The following is a 19,429-nucleotide window of genomic DNA, read 5'->3' as shown; positions in this document are numbered from 1 at the left end:
ACATGTGCTATGTAATTGAAAATAATTATTACTTTGTAATTACTATAATCTATTATACACAGTTTCGCCCGGTTGTCTATCTTTTTCACTTAAAATATTTATTAGGTAGTACGGAATTGGGTTGGTAAGTTAGATGATTTAGTTTTAGTGAAATGATTTCAATGGAGTGAACAGGTTAAAATAGTAGAGCGTTTTTAACGATATAATGAAGAAAAAATAAAACGAAAGGATGTTACACGTGAAACATCAGAAACGAAATGATTTTACGACGCAGCTATTCGAACAAGCAGGAATCGGTAAAGGCATGCGCGTGCTCGATGTCGGTTATGCGACGGGAGAAGTTTCACGGCTCGTCGCTAGAATGGTGGGCACAGAAGGAGAAGTCGTAGGAATCGATGCGAGTGGTCAGATGATTGAGATGGCGCAACAGAACAATCCAGATTCTAATATTACGTATTTACAACAAGACATTTACGACTTACCTGAAAATCTTGGACAGTTTGACGCAATTGTAGGTCGTCGTGTATTGATGTATCTCCCTGATCCCGAACGTGCGTTAGAACTTTTAATACAACATCTCAAACCGAATGGCATCATCGCCTTTCAAGAAAGTGATGCGATTAATGGCGGAGTAGGTGGAGATCGATTACCTCGTCATCAGGAAGCGATTCAACGTGTATGGAAGACGGTTCAAGCTGAAGGGGGCGACATTCATATAGGTCAGAAATTGTATGATTTATTTCTGCGCTTAGGCATTGAAAGCCCATATATCGAAGCAGAAGCGGTGATGCAAACGGCTGAAGATAATGACTTACAGTGGCTAACTGAAATTATGATCGAACGTATGCGAGCACATCACATTGTTGACGATGATTTCACCCTAGACCAGTTCAAACAAGAGATGACAGAAGAAGCCAAAGCACACAAAGTCGCTTTCATCCGCGACATGAATTTCGGAGTGTGGGGTCATGTGAAATAAGTACCACGAGATGTATTTAGTATATATTTCTATTATGTGCAAAATGCCATCTAATGATTCATAGAAAATATGCACCTCTAAGTGTTGAGGAATTAAAAGATACCATTGAACAAAATAAGTAATTTAGATGAATTAATGACTTAGAGGTTAGAATAAAAATCTTTGTGATTGAGTTTAGAAAAAATAAAGAACATGAAAAAATGAGGGACATTTACAAAAGTTAATGTTTGAGATAGATGAAAAGCACTTTTGAAATCACTTTTAATCATTATTTTCAATGTCGACTCGAGACGCATGATGGAGCTAGACCACAACGAAAATCCATTCTTTGAGCTCTTTGAGCGAAAAGAATTAGTTGAGTGTGGTCCCATATGCAAACGAGAGTCACTACATTGAAAAATAAATAACTTTTAGTTATGCTCCAGGTACTTTCCATCGTAAGTTGTGTTCGTCTCACTTAATATAAAATTTACATTTTCTACAAGAAATTCATGAAAGCGCTTGTGCAGTGTACAATATTGTGGTATATTTTTAACTGAAAATGGTTATCATTATCACGAATCGAAACCATTACTTCAAACCAACTCAACATATTTTACATAGAAGGGATAGGGACATAGAGCGATGAAAAGAATCTTATTACCAATCATCTTAGTCGCTGTACTCGTGCTCACTGCAGCTTGTGGTAACGGCGGAGACAAATCAAGCTCTAAAGACGGTAAGAATGGCAAGCTTGTCATTTACAACGGTCAACATAAGAGCGCTACATCTGCTTTAATCAAAGCATTTGAGAAAGACACTGGCATCAAAGTTGAAGAACGTGACGGTAAGAGTAACGAACTTGCTCACCAAATCGTTGAAGAAGGTAAGAACTCTCCTGCTGACTTAATCTACACAGAAGAATCTTCACCTCAAATCATGTTAGATAACAAAGGTTTACTTGCGAAAATCGACAAAGACGCTAGCAAACCAATCGATTCTAAATACAAATCTAAAGACGATACTTGGACAGGATTACTTGCACGTTCAAGAGTTGTAGCTTACAACAAAGACAAGATCTCTGAAAGTGAACTTCCTAAATCAGTAAAAGACTTAACTGATTCTAAATGGAAAGACAAATTCGCTTTCCAACCTACAAGCGGTGCGTTCCAAGCACAACTTTCAGCAATGATTAAACTTGAAGGTAAAGACGCAGCGAAAGAATGGTTAGAAGGCATCAAGAAGAATGGTAAGACTTACAAAGACAACAAACGTGCGCTTCAAGCTGTTGAGAACGGCGATATTCCATTTGCGTTGATCAACAACTACTACTGGGATAGACAAGCAGCTGAGAAAGGTAAAGACAACTTAAACTCTCGTCTATACTTCTTCGGTAACCATGACTTAGGTGACATGTTAACTGTAGCAAGTGTAGGTGTTGTGAAATCAAGCAAACATAAAGAAGAAGCTGAAAAATTCGTTAAATTTGCAACTAGTAAAAAAGGTCAACAAATCTTAACTGATAAGAGTAAACAATATCCTTTAAACAAAGAAGCAAATACTAAAGGTATGAAACCATTCTCTGAGTTGAGACCACCAGAAGGTACACAAGATTTAGGTAAATACGCTGACGGTAAAGAAGCAGTGAACTTACTTAAAGAAGAAGGTTTACTATAATAATGAATAGTAATACACAAGGACGTCTTTTTCGAGGAAGAAATTCTAAGAACGGGAGACGTCCTGTTCTTCTGTATATCATTATTTTATTTCTCGCTTTACTGTTCTTGTTACCGGTGGCTTATGTCTTTATCAAAGCGAAAGAAATTGGTTGGCAAGCTTCTTTAGACTTGCTCTTGCGTCCGCGCATGTTCCATCTCTTGTGGAATACCATTAAATTAAGCTTCTTCGTCACATTAGTGAGCGGTCTTGATTGGAACGACGACTGCACTTATCGTTGAACGGACGAATGTGCGTGGTGGTAAACTCCTAAACGCACTCATCACTTTACCGTTCGTCGTGCCGGCCTTCGTGGCAAGCTATAGTTGGATTTCTGTCGCACCATCCCTAGAAGGATTCAAAGGTGCACTACTTGTCCTTTCATTATCCAGTTATCCGCTAGTGCATCTGCCCGTCGTAGCTGCACTCAAAGGGCTCGATCCTGCGCTTGAAGAAACGTCTCGTTCCCTAGGTCGGAGTAAATTCACGACGTTCGTACGCATTACGTTGCCTCAGTTGAAACCGGCCATTGTAGGTGGAGGTATCTTAATTGCACTCCACATGCTTGCGGAATTCGGGGCGCTTGCATTTTTAAACTACGAAACCTTTACGACAGCGATTTTTGACCAATATGATGTCGCCTTCAATAGTTCGGCTGCGGCAATGATGACGCTCGTGTTGCTCATGCTCTGTTTGGTGATTATTTTTATCCAAAGGCTCATTATCGGCAACAAATCATTCACGTCACGCCGTTCAGGCCGCAGTAGTCAGCAGTACAAGGCACGTTTGAATATCTTTGGGCGTGGCCTCGCGTACTTATTTATCGCGATCTTGAGTATCTTGTCCGTAGGTGTGCCGGTCACAACGATCATCTATTGGGCGATTTATGGTAACTCAACGTACTTTGATTTAGATGAAATTATCCATACGTTACTGTCTACTTTGAGACTCGGTCTTGAAGGTTCAGTCGTTACTGTGATCGTCGCGCTACCGATCGTCTATGCGGTCGTTCGTTATCGTGGTTGGGCGAGTAAAGTCGCAAATAACTTGCCATTTCTTATTCACAGCTTGCCAGGACTCGTGATTGGTCTCACGCTCGTGTTCTTTGCGATTCGTTATCTCACCCCGCTCTATCAAACGGTGACACTGTTACTCATCGGCTATGTCATCCTATACCTGCCGTTAGCTCAGTCCTCTATCCGGACGTCGATGGAACAGATTCCGCCCAGTTTGGAAGAGGTAGGTCGGTCTTTAGGTAAAAGGCCTATAAGTAACTTTTTCAAAATCACCTTGCCGCTACTCACACCAGGTATCGGCTCAGGTTTAGCCCTAGTATTTCTCGAAGTGATGAAAGAACTTACTTCAACCTTACTCTTACGTCCAGTGGGGATCGATACCCTCTCGACGAAGATTTGGGAATTTACCAACGAACTTGAATATGGTGCCTCAGCGCCGTACGCCTTATTACTCATCGTCTTCTCAGGATTACCTGTGTATTTATTAACGATGAAATCCTTTACAGATTGGAAGCGAGTGAAGATTGTTGAACACGAAATTACAAGTCAAACAACTAAGTAAACAATTTGGTAACGTGCATGCGTTACGCGATATTACGGTTGATGTCAAAGAAGGCGACATGTTAGCCGTGCTCGGGGAATCCGGATGTGGTAAGACGACGTTACTGCGCTCGATTGCCGGATTTGAAGATCCCGATCATGGTGAGATTAAGATTGATGGCGAAGTTGTCTTTGATGCAAAGACGAATGTCGCACCGGATAAGCGTAAGATCGGCTACGTGCCACAAGAGGGCATGTTATTCCCACATCTTACTGTGAAACAGAACATCGCCTTTGGATTGACGCGTAAAGAACGTAAGTCGAACCGTGTCCAAGAGATGCTCGCACTCGTGAACATGCAAGGCTATGAGAACCGTATGCCTAACGAATTGTCAGGTGGGCAACAACAGCGTATCGCTTTAGCCCGTGCCCTTGCGCCAAATCCGAAACTCGTGCTCTTAGACGAACCGTTTAGTGCTTTAGATGCGGGTTTGAGAACAACGTTACGTGCGGAAGTAAAGCGCATGTTGAAACGTGTGAATGCGACATCCATCTTCGTGACTCACGACCAAGAAGAAGCGTTGTCTATGGCTGATTCAACGATGATTCTCGTGGAAGGGCGCAACATTCAAGTAGGTACACCTACGACAATTTATTACTATCCTAACTGTAAAAAGATCGCAGACTTCGTCGGCGATGCAGTCTATTTAGATGGCCACATTGAAGGTGACCACTTTAAAGGAAGCATGGGTCATCTTGAAATTAATGAAGTGCCTCAATCTGAAGGTTCAGAAGCAAAAGTCATGATTCGTCCCGAACAACTGGAAATTAGTAACGATGAACATGGAATTGAAGCAACCGTACAAGATACAGACTTCTTCGGACATGATTCCTTGATTTATTTAGATATCAAAGGAATCGGTCGAGTGAAGACACGTATTCTGGGTGCTTGTCAGTACGAAGTAGGGGACAAAGTTCACGTGAAGATTAATGGTAAAGCCCAAGTGATTGAAACAACGGTATAACATATAAATCGAACCCACTCACGCAGTCGAGTTGATATGCGCGAGTGGGTCTTTTTAATTAGTTTGAAAGTGCGTGATTATAGGTTTTGTGGTTTAATGGGTCAGAGTGCGGGTTGTCTGCAGTTAGAGTGCCGGATGTCTAAATGAGAGCGAGGGTTGAGTGAATTATTGTGATGTGATACCCGTGCCACTCAGTCATACTTGACTTGATAATGATCCGCATGTACTAATCGTGTCTTCCGTTCGATGCCGTAATCTTCTATCATGCCTACTTCACCGATTTTGAGATAACAAATCACTTTCGCTTTAAATTTCACTTTCTCATTCATTAAGGTTTCAACTTCCTTTAATAATCTACGTCGTTCGATAAGCCAAATATGAGAAACGTAAATACCATTAATATTCACGTGAGTTAGAAGAATACGTAAGTTACGGATGTAGTTATTATTCGAGGTGCTGCTGTAGCGTAGGACATAGTCAGTCACATAACCAGTCACGATGACTGTCTTATGCTTTAAGGGGCGTAGTTGATTGCGCATGTTGAGGACCTCCGAGGGTAGTCTAAGATGATATATTTTATATTATTATAGCAGGATAATATTCAAATAGTGAGCAATAATATAGATGAGGTGCGAATTTATTATTTTTAAGACGTGCGGGTAGAGTGAAACATTAAAAAGAGTAGGCGTGACGACACAATGTGGACGTCATCCTACTCTTAAATATATTAATTATCTTCTTTCATGCCTTCGCGCCAAGTATTGTAAATTAATTGACCACCTTGTGCTTTGAACTTCTCATTTGATACACCACGTTCATAATCAGCGGCAGGTTGAATATTCATTTTAGGATTTACACCTAACATGTCAGCAAACCAGTCAGCCCAAGTGCCACCAGTTACTGGCTCGTCATCCGCGACGTTGTAAATCCCACTGTCGAAGTTGAGAGCTTGAATCGCAGTTTCAACCGCGTCATCGAGATGAATGAAAGATTGTTCGCCATCTGACATCGTCACTTCGCCATCGATAAATTGATTGTAAATCATGCCGTCTTTACCGAACCATGTACCTGGGCCATAGAGGTAACCGTAACGTAAGATGACGTGATGAGGTATTTCTTGTGTTTGTGTCTCAAGACCTTCGACACCATCCACCGTCACTTTGCGATCGCCTTCAGAGTTATAATCGAGCGGCGTTTCTTCAGTAGCTAAGCCATCTCCTGGTGCGTACGTAAACGCGATACTTTGCGCTTGCATGTGTTCAACACCATGTTGTTTCCCAGCTTTCACGAGATTTTTCGTTCCTTCGACCCGAACGCGCGTGTTCGCCGTCATATCTACGGCTTTCAAATCCGTCAGTTCGTTAATGATAATCTCAGGTTTAAAGTCACCAATCGCTGCTTCCACATCTTCATAATTAAAAATATCTCCGATGTAACCTTTCACTTCTTGATTTTCGAGTTTCTTTTTACCATGGTCAGAAGTCGTAAAGCCTGCAACTTCATGGCCTTCCTCAACGAGTCGGCGTGTTAAACGTGTGCCAATGAGACCTGTTGCGCCTGTAACGAATATTTTACTAATTATCATCATCCTTTAGTTAAAAAATGTAGATTTCAGTATAGAGATTGGAGTTAATGAAAGAAATCACTTTGCACTTTGCTATCTACCATTTATAGAACTGAGATAAACTTGTATAATAGCAATTAAGAATGTAAGCGAGTACATAGAGGGGAAGAAGGTGAAATGATGGAACGAGTGAGTGGAATCGATGAGTGGATGGAGAGTACAGAATACTTTCACTATATCGAGCAGATGATTGAGCGTAATTTCAAACAACAGTACGGGTTAAGTTTGAGAGAGTTCTGCGTGCTTTATAATTTGTATAAACAGCCAGAGAAACGCTGTAAGATTAACGATTTGATTCAATCTGTGCGTTTGAGTCAGAGTGCGATGTCCCGTTTGGTCAATCGACTCGAGCGTGGGGAGACGCCTTACGTTTGTCGTAATGAGTGTGCACAGGATCAGCGTGCGACGATTATCTGTTTGACGGATAAGGGAATTGAGGTTGCTGAGCGAATGATGCAACAGTATCGCAAATTATTAGATAAAGTAGACTTCAATAATATTGATATGTTGTTGACTGCGACGAAAGCGTCGTTGGGAAAAGAATAAGGCGAAGTCTCGTAGTTCTATAACGGTGGTTAAGGAATCTGAAGAAACGACTAATATGATGAAATGATTAAGACGAGGGAAGGTGAATGTTCTGGACGGCAGTGTGTTTAAAGTCATTATTATATTTGTGAGTGTACTCATTGGCTCATTTTTAGCGAATAAAGTGATTAAAGCTAAAAATATTACGAGTAGACCTAAGATTATGTTGATTTCAGGCGGAATGAGTGCCGGATTTGCAATTCTTCTTTATATCATTGTGTTGATGATAAGCAGTTTATTTTAAATATTATAGAGAATGGCCCCCAATTACTCAAAATACGTAATTGGGGGCCTAATTATACTTTATATTATTTCCCGGGTGATAATTTAGGGAGACCACTTTCTAACAAATTAGTCTGTCGTTGCACCTTTCGAAGCGGAATTCACTAAGCGTGCGTATTTATAAAGTGCGCCTTTCGATACTTTTAATTCTGGGGCTTGCCATTTCGCTTTACGGCGTTCTAATTCTTCATCTGAAACATCGAAGTCGATGAGATGATTTTCGGCATCGATGGTGATGATGTCGTTTTCTTCCAATAATGCCATAGGTCCGCCGACTTGTGCTTCTGGTGCCGCATGTCCGATGACGAGACCATGGGAACCACCGGAGAAACGACCATCTGTTAATAATCCGACCGATTCGCCTAAGCCTTTTCCTACAAGAATAGAGGAAGCGGAAAGCATCTCAGGCATGCCAGGACCACCTTTAGGCCCCGCATAACGAATGACGACGATATCGCCAGGATGGATGCGGTCGTTCAGAATTGCGTTGGTCGCTGCTTCCTCAGTATCAAAGACCTTCGCCGGACCTTTAATGTAAGTTTCGCTTAAACCAGAAATCTTCGCCACGGCACCCTCTGGAGCTAGATTACCTTTCAAGACAACGAGTGGACCTGTCGGATATTGCGGATTGTCGTAATCGATGATCTTACCATCGTCAGAAAGATCTGGCGCTTCAGCCAAGTTCTCCGCAACTGTTTGGCCAGTGACCGTCATGCAATCACCGTGAATCAAACCATGTTGATATAATACTTTCATCACGCCAGGAACACCGCCGTAATCATTCAAGTCTGCCATGACATACTGACCGCTCGGACGTAAATCAGCGATGTGAGGTACACGAGCACGCACCTCTTCGAAATCGTCTAATGACAGATCGACATCCATCGAATGCGCAATCGCAAGCAAGTGAAGGATGACATTTGTTGAACCACCTAACGCCATCGCAACCGTAATCGCATTCTCAAACGCCGGTTTCGTCATAATATCTTCAGGATAAATGCCACGTTCGAGCAAACGATAAACAGCCTGACCTGCAGCACGACTATCTTTAGATTTATCTGCAGAGACAGCAGGATGTGATGCACTTCCCGGTAAACTCATACCGAGCGCTTCAATAGCGGAAGCCATCGTATTCGCAGTGAACATACCGCCACATGATCCCGCACCAGGACAAGCAGAACATTCAATTTGGTTGAGACGATCGTCGTCAATTTCTTCATTATTGTACTGACCTACGCCTTCAAACGCAGAAACGGCATCTAATTTCTGACCTTCTAGGTTTCCAGGTAATGTCGTACCCCCATAGACGAAGACGGCAGGTAAGTTGAGACGCGCGATACCCATCATGCAACCTGGCATATTTTTATCACAACCACCAATCGCGACTACACCATCGAGATTCTCCGCATTCACGACAGACTCGATAGAATCAGCAATCAGCTCACGACTCGGCAGGGAGTAACGCATGCCCGGCGTCCCCATCGATATACCATCGGATACTGTAATCGTATTGAAGATGAGCGGATTCGCCCCCATCTCACCGATACCATGCTTCACATCACGCGCCAGACCGTCGATATGTACGTTACACGGCGTGACCTCACTCCATGTACTCGCCACACCAATCATCGGATTCTGGAAATCCTCATCCTCAAATCCAAGCGCGCGTAGATAAGAACGATTCGGCGTCCGACTCACCCCTTCGCTGATGATCTTACTTTGAATGCGCAAATCTTGATTCTGTGAATGGTTGTTTGAAGCCATCCAATTCCCCCTTGTTTCGTTGAGTTAGTAATGTCAATTCTGCATATAGATGCATTTTTCATATGAGTAAAACTAAAGTTGTTTGAATTTTTAAAATAGAATGAATTACTAGGATAAAGTGAATCCAAAGTACTGTCAATGGCTATGCGGGTAAAAGCAGACAGTAGGGGTTCAAGTCTCATTATGAGCAAATCACATGACCCCTTTGTCTGCAAGGTGTAGTATGCGTTTAACATATTAAAACGATAACTCTACACAATGAGTTATGAACGAAAGGACTGAAACGCATTGGCAAGATTAACTATGAATCAACACACACCATTAGAATTTGGATTATATACGTTAGGAGACCATTTGATGAATCCAGAAAATGGAACGAAATTGAGCTACGAACAACGAATTCGTCAAATTATTGAAATGAGTCAACTCGCGGAACAAGCTGGCTTAGATGTCTTTGCGGTCGGAGAAAGCCATCAAGAACATTTTACAACTCAAGCTCACAGTGTCGTGCTTGGTGCTATAGCACAGGCGACCTCAAAAATGAAGATTTCAAGTTCATCCTCTATCATTAGTGCAGCTGATCCAGTGCGTGTCTTTGAAGAATTTGCGACTCTAGACCTTATCTCTCAAGGCCGGGCTGAACTCGTAGCAGGACGCGGCTCACGTACAGGCTTGTTTGAGCTCTTTGGTTTAGATATTAATGATTATGACGCTTTGTTTGAGGAAAACTGGATTTACTCATGCAATTGAATGCAAATGACAAAATTACATGGTCTGGTCAATTCCGCCCAGACTTGAATAATATGAAGATCTTCCCACGACCTGTCGATGACTATCTACCCATTTGGCGTGCAGTGGGGGGACGACCACCGAGTGCGATTAAAGCAGGTAAAGCAGGTATACCTATGATGATGACAACTTTAGGTGGTCCGGCAGAAGTCTTTAAAGATGCAGTCGATGCTTACCGCCAAGCAGGTGAAGATGCTGGACATGACACGTCACCTAAATCTATGCCGCTATCCACAGCTAGCTTATTCTATACTGCTAAGACGTCTCAACAAGCTCTTGAAGAGTACTATCCTCATCTCAATGTTGGAATGTCTTTCATCAGAGGCGCTGGCTATCCGAAAGCGCAATTTAATGCCGCAACTGATGAACGCGACGCTTTAATGGTGGGTAGTCCACAACAAATTGTAGAAAAGATCCTCTATCAACACGAATTGTACGGTCATCAACGTTTCATGGCTCAAATTGACTTTGGCGGCGTCCCTTTCGATAAGATTATGAAAAATATCGAGCTCATTGGCGAACAAATTATTCCAAGTGTGAAACAGCATTTGAAATCTTAGTAGAAATGAGCATGAAGAAAGAGCAATCCTTGCCTAAATGGTAGGGATTGCTCTTACTTGTGTAGGCGATGATGTTGTTAAAAAGTGATTTATTGTGGCCGAATGTGCGCTATTACTCTAGATGATGCGTCACATGTTTAGCAATATAGGATGGAAGGTTTGAGTTTCCGAATTTCTTGAAGTAATCCTTGAAGCGTGGATTTTGTTCGTAGCCTTGGGCAATCATGACTAAGACTTCATCTGAGAAATCAGCATTTTCACGCATAACCTTTTTCCATTCTACAACTATAGATTGCGTCTCGTTGAGCGGTGCTTGTTGCTCAGCTAATGTATTGAACTTTTCGAACACAGCATCCATTCTGTGCTGCACCTCCTTGAAATCCTCGTTAGATTGTGAAGCGGTACGCGCTTGATAACTTTGGTATGCAGGTGTCTCTCCATATTTAATTTCAGCTTCCTTGGCATATTGGTCTTGAAGCGGTTGGTTAAAGATATCCAAGTTAATGAGCGCTTCACCTTCTAAGAATTCTGTTAAATGACGATTTAGCTTCTGTAATTTCTCGATTTTTGCGAGCAGCTCACCTTGGTAAGATGTAAGTGCTTCTCTTAACTTCTCATCCTCAAGTTTCATCATTTCTTCAATATTTTTGAGCGGAACACCTAACCCTTTTAGAAAGAGAATCTTCTGCAGCTCAATCAAATCTTGTTGACTATACATACGATACTGGTTCTCTGCACGATGAGACGGCGACAATAAGCCAATTTCATCGTAATAGTGAAGTGTCCGTTTCGTAATTCCAGTAATCTGCGTTACCTCTTTCATACTATAGTATTGTGTCATTTCCGATGACCTCCATTGTATAATTTTGCGAGTTGTCTTTGGCCAAATTGTTTAAAAGTACTTTATTAACTCTAACTTTAAGTTAAAGGATAACGTAACGTGAGGGTCAAGGGGGAGGTTGAAACTGTATTAAAAAACGAAACAAGTGAAAGAATTATGGCAGAAGATTGACGCTGACTCAGACCACGGCACTGAACACGATCCAAACGCAGATCATGATGGCCACACTCAAGACGGCAACCATGACGGCAATACTAAAGATCACGGCTCTGACAAAGGCCACGACAAAGCACTTCCTGACACTGGTAGCGACAATGCCAACACAACATTATTAGGCACAGTGCTTGCGGGTCTCGGTTCACTTCTATTCTTCCGTCGTCGCAAAGATTCTAAAGAGGAGAAATAATCTTTTTAAACAATAGGGTGGTTAGGCTTTGAGCTTAGCCGCTCTACCTTATTGATTATTAAAATGTATTATTTCCTAGAAAGTAGTGCTTTTACCTATAGCTGAGTTATAATATATTATAGGATTACATTTAAGAATAAAATCAGATTTATAAACTAAGGAGTTAACAAGATGACATTACAGAGCAGTATTTCTCAAGCGCTGGAGATGGCTAGTGCTTATCCTGATAATGACTATAGTTTCCTCAGTGTAGGGAATCCCAACAGTAAAGCTGTAGTGCATTTATTTAAAAATAAGAGAAATTTGAAGAATAATATCATTAAATTTCTTGAAAAATATCGTAAAAAATCAGGGAAACGTCCGCAGTGGCTCAAGCTCGATTTCGTTACTGATACGGAAGAGGCGCGTTTTGAAGATGTGAAAGCGGATTTGATTAATACCCGACGTAACTATGTAGACTATGGTATAGCGTTAGACGAAGATTGGGATACGGTCTTCCTACCTGAAGAAATCAACTTTAATGCGTTTGTCCGTCCAGGTAAAGACAAGAAAGGTTTCATCTTATCTGAGACGAATATCAACACATATTTGAATAAATACAAACGTATTCGTGGTAAGTATAGTCATGCGAATATGCGCGGTGCTGATGTGATCAAGTTCAGAACGAAGAGCTTCTTTATTGAGAACGATCAAGTGTATGACCTACATGCAGATGGCTATATGAAAGGTTTAAGAAAGGTAGATCATCTTGCCCCAGAACTTGATGATTTAATCTGCAAAGCTACGGATTATTTAGGAAATGAAATTCAAGAGAATGGGAAGTATATTTACGGTTATTTCCCTCACTTTGATAAAAAGATCAATTTCTACAATAACCTTAGACACTCATCATCAACGTATGCTTTAATCGAAGGACTCGCTTATTGTGACAAAGACATCACGTTGGCGAAGAAACCGTTAGAGTATTTAATTGAACATTATTTATACGAAGTAGATGGTAAAGGTCATATCTTTGATGATACGAAAGGCATTAACGAGATTAAGCTAGGTCAGAATGCCGCATTCGTCTTCGCAGTATGTGAATATCTGCGTTATCATCCTGAGGAGCAAGGATTACTTGAGAAAGCGCAACTCGTTGCCAACGGAATTCTCAGTATGATCGATCCTGACAATGCGCAGACTACACACGTGATTAACTATCCTGATCTTACGACGAAAGAACATTTCAGAGTAGTGTACTATGACGGTGAAGCAGCGTTAGCGTTATTACGCTTGTATCAAATTGACCATAACGAGACTTGGCTTAAAGCAGTTCAAGGCTTGTTTGAAAAGTTCATCGCAGAGAAATATTGGCAATACCATGACCACTGGCTCGGTTATTGTACTAATGAACTCGTACAAATCTATCCACAGCGTAAGGATTTTGAATTTGGTATTCAAAACGTAGCTCCATATTTGAACTATATTAGAAATCGTGAAACAACATTCCCAACATTTTTAGAAATGCTGATGGCGACATACCACTTGATTCAGAAAGCGAAGAAATCAGGTCATGCAGATTTAGTGGAAGAGTTAATCAACGAAGAGGAATTTATTGAAACGATTCATATTCGTGCTAACTATGAGCGTGTCGGATTCTTCTATCCTGAACTTGCGATGTACTTCAAGAATCCAGCGCGAATTATCAATTCATTCTTTATTAAACACCACGGCTACCGTGTGCGTATTGATGACATTGAGCATTACATTTCTGGCTTAGTCCAATATCGCAAAGTGTTTAACGATTAACTTGAAAGCATAAATCGAGTGAGGAGGTGTGCGAACATGGCGAATAAAGAGAACAAAGGTACAATCTCAGGTACAGTTAAGGAAACTAAAGAAGGTACAATCCAAGGTACTGTTAAAGAGAATAAATAAGAAACGAAGTATGCGGGCAGTCTTATTTTTCAAGAAACAACTATCCCCAATAATTGTAAAATGAAGGTAAGCCCCGCAAAAGATAACGTATTTCTGTAAACCATTTCATTCATTAGAGAAGTTAACAATAAGATAACGAACAATTCCAATGAGGCGGGACGAGAATTCAAGAGTGGATTCCGTCCTGCCTTTTACTATAGGAAGGAATGGCTCGCGAATAAGGTAGATGAATCACTACTCGGACAGGTGAGTTCATAGTATAATTGAGGATAAGTAGTGGGCAACACGACGATTCAAGACAAACAGAGGTGTTAAGCGTGAATAAGAAGACGATAGAGAAACAGGCAGTAGAAAGCCAAACTGAACATGCGTCACAATCAGATCAAACCGTTGAAGTAAACGAGATCTCAACAGAAGATTTGAAACAAACTTCAACAGAAAGTAGAAAAGAAGACAGCCCGACGTCTAATAATAGTAAAAATAGTGAGCGAACTTCGTCGAAACAGAACGACGAGGCGGATGCGAAGAAGGACGAAGAGAAATCCGATATTGATAAAGAGATAGAGGCAGAATTATTAGCGTATTTAGATGGTAAAGAGTCCAAAGAGGAAGAACCCGAGAAGAAGAAATACAAGACAGTCGGCTTCCTAGTTATTCTTGTGCTAGCTGCACTCGCGATTATGCGTTTTGCGAAGCATCTAATGTTTGCGGCGCCATTTCTACCTTCGATGTTAGGACATTAAGACTAGGTTGGAACGACGAAAATAATAATTATGGTGGGTCGAGAAGTAGATGTATTTACTTCTTGGCTCGTTTTTTGTGCGTTTTGGTGAGGGACGTTGGCTAGGCGTTTTGCGAGAGGGCAACTAAACAGTTCTATTTACGGTTGATACAATGATTAGATAAAGTGGTAGTAGTACGAAGAAATCTTTCAAGAGAAGGAGCGGTTTTGTGAAGAAATTCGGCTTGCTCGCTTTATTAAGTTTAATCTGGGGTTCACAATTCCTATTTACTGCAGTCATCGCACATGATGCTAGTGCTACATTTATCGCATTCGGTAAAGCGATACTTGGCAGCATTTTCTTAACTATTGTGACGCTATTAATGCAGAAAGGGAAATACAGAAAGCAATGGTTGTTATACATATTTATCGCATTATTTGAAGTTGTGTTACCTTTTATCTTTATCGCACAAGGCCAACGCCACGTTTCAAGTGGTATTAGTTCCGTGATTATGGCACTTATGCCTGTGTTCACATTACTCATCATGTTTATCGCGACATCTAAGAAACTTAATTTATTCGAAACATTAGCGATCATACTCGGATTTATTGGCGTAGTATTCATTTCATGGGATCCAAATCACTTTGACTACGACTCTATCCTGTCACTCGTCTTACTCGTCAGTGCGACGTTTTGTTTCGCCATCTCACTCGTATTGATGCAGCGTTTGAAAGATCCAGCGCCACTTCATCACATGAGAAACGTGCTGTATATCGCGAGTGGCATGCTATTGATATTACTCATCATCGTTCCGCACGCGTTTACTTTCAACTTCGACGGAGGACAGTGGGTAAGCTTAATTATTCTCGGAATAGTCCACTCCGCACTTGCATATGTCATCTACAACACACTCGTTAACTTATACAGTCCCATTTTCGCGTCTTTAGCGAACTATATGGTACCAGTAGTTGGATTATTGCTAGGTCTCATTTTCTTACATGAACACCTATCAGTGAATGCAATTATTGGAATTGTGATTGTCTTTGTCTCACTTGTGTTGAGCCAGAAACAGTCGACATAGATATGTAGCGTTGTCTTCTTACGGGAGGCAACGTTTTTTGCTTTTTTTAAAATGCATAGCTTTCGAAAATGTAAGATTCTGCCGTAAATTTGTAAGGTTAAATAAAGGCTGTAAGCACCTACCTCCTTTATCGTGAAGATATGGGAGGGAAAGTAAATGACTTCAAAGCGTATCATCGCCTTGGATATTATTCGTGGATTCGCCATTTGTATTGTTGCTTTCGCGAATCTACAGGATGCGATTCCTATTATGTCTGGAGTTATGCCTAAGGAAACACACTTAGATCACATCATTAATGTAGTGAAATTAGTAGCCATTGACAGCAAATTTATCAGTATCTTCACCATCTTATTTGGGGTGGGAATGGCTATCTTTATGTGTAATGCAGAAAGTAAAGATTTAAACCCGATTAAATTAATGTTTCGACGGTTAATATTCTTATTTATAGTTGGAATTCCGCTATTTATATTCGGTGTGCCTTTCACTATTTACGCTGTTGTGGGGCTCATCGTCATGTTTGGTTTTAAACTCAAACCGCGATGGCTCCTATTAGCTGTTGCAGTCATTGCTCTAGCAGGGTACTTTATTTCACTTGAGACACGTTTTAATCAAACAGGAATGCCACCCACCTTTTCATTGATGCTCATCGGCTATTATTTAGGGATGTCAGGTAAGATTTATAATTTTAAAGCATCTCAATCTACTTATTGGGGATTACTAGTGAGTTTATTCGGTCTTGCAGTAACTATAAGTTTATATTTTGCATTGCCTATGAAGTGGAATGATCTCTTAGCTTACATGACACCATTCCAAGCAATTGCTTACTTTATTCTTCTCTTTATACTGTTAAAAAGTGACTTGATGAAGAATGTATTGATGCCATTTAAGTACGTAGGTCGAATGGCCTTTACGATATTCACACTCCAAATTATTCTCATAGAAATACTAGGACGTGTCACAGGTCACTTAATGGGAATTCAGATTATTATTTATGGCGTACCGCTTATCATGCTTCAACTCGTGATTTCCTATCTATGGCTCCGTTATTTCAGACAAGGACCATTGGAGAAATTATGGCGTATGTGGACATATAAGAATGTATAAATGATAAATCGAAGTAGTTGATTGTAGTTATTGTAAAGAAATAGAGATAGCTCTATATTTGAAAAACTGTAGAACAATAGTGATTAGACAGAAATTCATTATCTAAATATCTTCCTATATGAGAAATGCACAATCTGGTCGGCATTCCAGACTGTGCATTTTTTAGAATTTAGTTATGTTTAACTTCAGAAGTTTGAGGATCAAAATATTTGATAGATTGTTTACGCAACTGATCTTTCTGTTCATTACTCAAACCATGTTGGTTGCCGTAAACAGTAGTTTCCCAGCTACCATACATTGGGTTAGGGAAGATGATGTACTTCTTACCGAAATCTTCCGCATGCTCATCAAGGAACTCTTCACGTGATTCTTTTGTAGCCTCTTTCGGATTATCAAAATCAAGCAAATTATCACCGAATAACATGATTAATTTATGGTCTTGACGAACTTTATCACGACGGGCAGATTTGTCTTTCTCGTTTTTACCTTTTAACATAATATGTTCTTTATCTGCTTGTGGAAGGCCTTGATTCTTCAAATTCTCTTGAGTCGGCTTAAAGTCTTTATCTTGATCTCTGTCAGATATGTAATAAATATCGACACCTTTTTTATCAGTATAATTCAAGAAATCTTTCGCACCATACACAGGTTTCGCTTGTGCAGATTCAACCCACTCGTGCCAACCATCAGGGTGAGACTTATTATTTAAAGATGCATAGCCTTGATAAGGAGAATTGTCTAATACTGTTTCGTCAATATCGAGGGCAATCGCCAACTTTTTCTTACCTTTATTATTCTTAATTTCGCGATCCAAATTTGCCTTCGCAGTATTATAGCCCTGCGCATATAACGCTTTCGCTTCAGCCGAGTTCTGATACCATGACACCGCCATATAGTTCTGAACACCGAGATCCGTTTGACTCCCAGGCGTTTGAGTTTGCGTACTGTGACTTGGCGCCGTTTGTTGCGATCCGCCGCCAGACGCTTGAGTAGTGAGTGGAGTAGATACCGTTACAGCCCCCGCGAGTGCGACAGCCGATACATATTTCGTAATACGATTCATAAAGTCACCTCATTAAATGATTATCTTACATAATTTCATTCTACTATATGTGTGAATTGGAAAATAGATGGAATTGAATTTATTGAAAAGACTTTATTAGTAGTAATTGAATTTATTTAAAGTACCTAGTATGTGGTTGAGTAAAAGTGGTACATTTTAATCTAATGAGTCTTACGCGGTAAAAAAGCAAAAATCACAAAAGTTACGAGCAAGATTAAGATAAATTGAATCACGCCGAGGACGATAGTTAAGCTATTAGCGGTAAAGGGTTTAAAATAACCTGCCGTTTCATAAATATTGATGAAAAGCTGCACACAAATCCAAGAAATGAAGATGCCAACTACACGACTTGCGAGAATACAGAGTCGCGTTTTGAATTTAACATTGAAAAGCGCAATGCTAATTAAGAAAACGACGATAAGATAAGGAATATAGCCGATCATTGAACCCGTTTGATAGTCAGTCATCATGCCGATAAATTCTAGTGGAAATAGGGATAAAATAAATGTAATAATTTTAAAATATTTCATTTAATCATTTCATCTTTTAATAATTTTGTGTCTCGAGTGTAGCATTAAGTGAAGAGTATTAAAACTAAGGGGGAAGCGAGAGTTATATACAGAAAGTTGATTTAAGAGAGGTGGGCGATATGAGTATATTGTTGAATTGAAGGTGTGAGTAAACTTTGCAATCTGAGAGATATTGGTGGTATAATAATCGCATAAGCAAAAGAGTCAGTTTATGCACAAACCCCCTCACTACGGCAATAGTGAGGGGGTTTTTTGTGCTGGTTATCATCGTCTGTTATTTTTCTTGTCACGTTTACCTAACCAGTGTGTGAAACTCGCGATAGTGTAGCTACTAATGATTGAATATTTAAAATAACTTTAGACATAATAATTACGCTTATGTTTCACGAGTAGAAGAAATAAGAACATTTAATCTTTGCAACCTTATAGACATTGGTGTATGATGTAAATATAAAAGCTCAATTATGATATAGCACAACCCCCCTCACTATGCTGGTAGTGAGGGGGGTCTTTATGTGGTGGCTATTGCCGCCCATTTTTATCATTGCGTTCACGAAGCCACTGCGTAAATAATGCAATGATACAACCACTTAATATTGTAGTTGTGAATTGAATTAGTTGCTCAATCATGATGTAGCACCTCCTCCCTACGTCTTAATTGACGTCTGGAGTCAGACGACGACTATATTATACCAAGTAATTAATATTAGAATAACTTATATGACTTGGAATTATAAAAATAAACAGAAATAGAATTTGTATATAGAAGTGCCCTATAAATATTCGGAAATAGTGATAACTAGTGGACTTAACTTATATTTAATGCTAGTTCTAATGTTTATTCCTCATTTTCAGTTATAAATATCGTGGTTTATAGTATTATATACTATACATTTTTTAAACGAT

19 protein-coding genes and 1 pseudogene are annotated in these 19,429 nt (G+C 40.2%); 13 read left to right on the top strand and 7 right to left on the bottom strand.

The features are described 5' to 3' along the window. Window positions 1-238 precede the first annotated feature (238 nt). From CD039_RS10130 to CD039_RS10115, 5 genes are all read left to right on the top strand, one after another. Entirely contained in the window at window positions 239-979 is a 741-nt protein-coding gene (locus CD039_RS10130; protein WP_260843959.1) for a methyltransferase domain-containing protein, read from the top strand. A 624-nt stretch (window positions 980-1,603) separates the two neighbouring features. Next, window positions 1,604-2,635 (top strand): extracellular solute-binding protein, encoded by a 1,032-nt coding sequence (locus tag CD039_RS10125; RefSeq protein WP_103372213.1) that lies wholly within the window; start codon window positions 1,604-1,606, stop codon window positions 2,633-2,635. A 2-nt stretch (window positions 2,636-2,637) separates the two neighbouring features. Continuing rightward, the gene (locus CD039_RS12115; protein ID WP_240595147.1) at window positions 2,638-2,916 is read left to right on the top strand and encodes a hypothetical protein; all 279 of its coding nucleotides are present in this window, start codon (window positions 2,638-2,640) and stop codon (window positions 2,914-2,916) included. After that, the gene (locus CD039_RS10120; RefSeq protein WP_240595145.1) at window positions 2,885-4,252 is read left to right on the top strand and encodes an ABC transporter permease; all 1,368 of its coding nucleotides are present in this window, start codon (window positions 2,885-2,887) and stop codon (window positions 4,250-4,252) included. Before CD039_RS12115 ends, CD039_RS10120 begins: the two co-directional genes overlap by 32 nt. After that, a complete protein-coding gene (locus CD039_RS10115) occupies window positions 4,218-5,255 on the top strand; it encodes an ABC transporter ATP-binding protein (RefSeq protein ID WP_142384387.1) in 1,038 nt (345 codons plus the stop codon). Before CD039_RS10120 ends, CD039_RS10115 begins: the two co-directional genes overlap by 35 nt. A 191-nt stretch (window positions 5,256-5,446) precedes the next feature. On the opposite strand, the gene CD039_RS10110 is transcribed toward CD039_RS10115, so the two are convergent. Next, window positions 5,447-5,794 carry a hypothetical protein gene (locus CD039_RS10110; RefSeq protein WP_103372211.1) on the bottom strand — a complete coding sequence of 116 codons (348 nt, stop codon included), beginning with the start codon at window positions 5,792-5,794 and terminating at the stop codon, window positions 5,447-5,449. Window positions 5,795-5,982: 188 nt separating this feature from the next. Further along, window positions 5,983-6,834, bottom strand: coding sequence for an NAD-dependent epimerase/dehydratase family protein (locus CD039_RS10105; RefSeq protein ID WP_103372406.1), 852 nt, complete (start codon window positions 6,832-6,834; stop codon window positions 5,983-5,985). 162 nt (window positions 6,835-6,996) lie between these two features. Here CD039_RS10105 and CD039_RS10100 point away from each other — a divergent pair, with 162 nt between their 5' ends. Together CD039_RS10100 and CD039_RS10095 are read left to right on the top strand one after the other, a co-directional pair. Beyond that, window positions 6,997-7,425, top strand: a complete 429-nt coding sequence (locus tag CD039_RS10100; protein WP_240595143.1) for a MarR family winged helix-turn-helix transcriptional regulator — start codon at window positions 6,997-6,999, stop codon at window positions 7,423-7,425. Between the two features lie 82 nt (window positions 7,426-7,507). Then, a complete protein-coding gene (locus CD039_RS10095) occupies window positions 7,508-7,708 on the top strand; it encodes a hypothetical protein (RefSeq protein ID WP_103372209.1) in 201 nt (66 codons plus the stop codon). A 107-nt stretch (window positions 7,709-7,815) separates the two neighbouring features. Here the strand turns inward: CD039_RS10095 and ilvD are convergent, their stop codons facing one another. Continuing rightward, window positions 7,816-9,510, bottom strand: a complete 1,695-nt coding sequence (gene ilvD / locus CD039_RS10090; protein WP_103372208.1) for a dihydroxy-acid dehydratase — start codon at window positions 9,508-9,510, stop codon at window positions 7,816-7,818. A gap of 288 nt (window positions 9,511-9,798) precedes the next feature. Here ilvD and CD039_RS10085 point away from each other — a divergent pair. After that, window positions 9,799-10,859, top strand: a pseudogene (locus CD039_RS10085) (LLM class flavin-dependent oxidoreductase). Window positions 10,860-10,971: 112 nt separating this feature from the next. Here CD039_RS10085 and CD039_RS10080 read toward each other — a convergent pair. Further along, window positions 10,972-11,700 (bottom strand): MerR family transcriptional regulator, encoded by a 729-nt coding sequence (locus CD039_RS10080; protein WP_103372207.1) that lies wholly within the window; start codon window positions 11,698-11,700, stop codon window positions 10,972-10,974. Between the two features lie 145 nt (window positions 11,701-11,845). Here CD039_RS10080 and CD039_RS12290 point away from each other — a divergent pair, with 145 nt between their 5' ends. The 5 genes from CD039_RS12290 to CD039_RS10055 all read left to right on the top strand — a co-directional run bounded on the left by CD039_RS12290 (window position 11,846) and on the right by CD039_RS10055 (window position 16,930). After that, a complete protein-coding gene (locus tag CD039_RS12290; protein WP_103372206.1) occupies window positions 11,846-12,106 on the top strand; it encodes an LPXTG cell wall anchor domain-containing protein in 261 nt (86 codons plus the stop codon). Between the two features lie 171 nt (window positions 12,107-12,277). Next, complete coding sequence (locus tag CD039_RS10070) at window positions 12,278-13,894, top strand: poly(glycerol-phosphate) alpha-glucosyltransferase (RefSeq protein ID WP_103372205.1); 1,617 nt, start codon at window positions 12,278-12,280, stop codon at window positions 13,892-13,894. A 446-nt stretch (window positions 13,895-14,340) separates the two neighbouring features. Further along, window positions 14,341-14,766, top strand: a complete 426-nt coding sequence (locus CD039_RS10065) for a hypothetical protein (RefSeq protein WP_103372204.1) — start codon at window positions 14,341-14,343, stop codon at window positions 14,764-14,766. 208 nt (window positions 14,767-14,974) lie between these two features. Next, complete coding sequence (locus tag CD039_RS10060) at window positions 14,975-15,826, top strand: DMT family transporter (protein ID WP_103372203.1); 852 nt, start codon at window positions 14,975-14,977, stop codon at window positions 15,824-15,826. A gap of 156 nt (window positions 15,827-15,982) precedes the next feature. After that, the gene (locus CD039_RS10055; protein ID WP_103372202.1) at window positions 15,983-16,930 is read left to right on the top strand and encodes a DUF418 domain-containing protein; all 948 of its coding nucleotides are present in this window, start codon (window positions 15,983-15,985) and stop codon (window positions 16,928-16,930) included. 169 nt (window positions 16,931-17,099) lie between these two features. Here the strand turns inward: CD039_RS10055 and CD039_RS10050 are convergent, their stop codons facing one another. From CD039_RS10050 to CD039_RS11790, 3 genes are all read right to left on the bottom strand, one after another. After that, window positions 17,100-17,993, bottom strand: a complete 894-nt coding sequence (locus tag CD039_RS10050; protein WP_103372201.1) for a 5'-nucleotidase, lipoprotein e(P4) family — start codon at window positions 17,991-17,993, stop codon at window positions 17,100-17,102. Window positions 17,994-18,154: 161 nt separating this feature from the next. Beyond that, complete coding sequence (locus CD039_RS10045) at window positions 18,155-18,523, bottom strand: hypothetical protein (protein WP_103372200.1); 369 nt, start codon at window positions 18,521-18,523, stop codon at window positions 18,155-18,157. Window positions 18,524-19,045: 522 nt separating this feature from the next. Then, window positions 19,046-19,153 carry a type I toxin-antitoxin system Fst family toxin gene (locus CD039_RS11790; RefSeq protein ID WP_142384386.1) on the bottom strand — a complete coding sequence of 36 codons (108 nt, stop codon included), beginning with the start codon at window positions 19,151-19,153 and terminating at the stop codon, window positions 19,046-19,048. Window positions 19,154-19,429: the final 276 nt, after the last annotated feature.

It is taken from the genome of Staphylococcus argensis, assembly GCF_002902305.1.
GTDB lineage: Bacteria > Bacillota > Bacilli > Staphylococcales > Staphylococcaceae > Staphylococcus > Staphylococcus argensis.
Note: the sequence above shows the minus strand (reverse complement) of the source record. Positions and strands in the feature narration are given on the sequence as shown.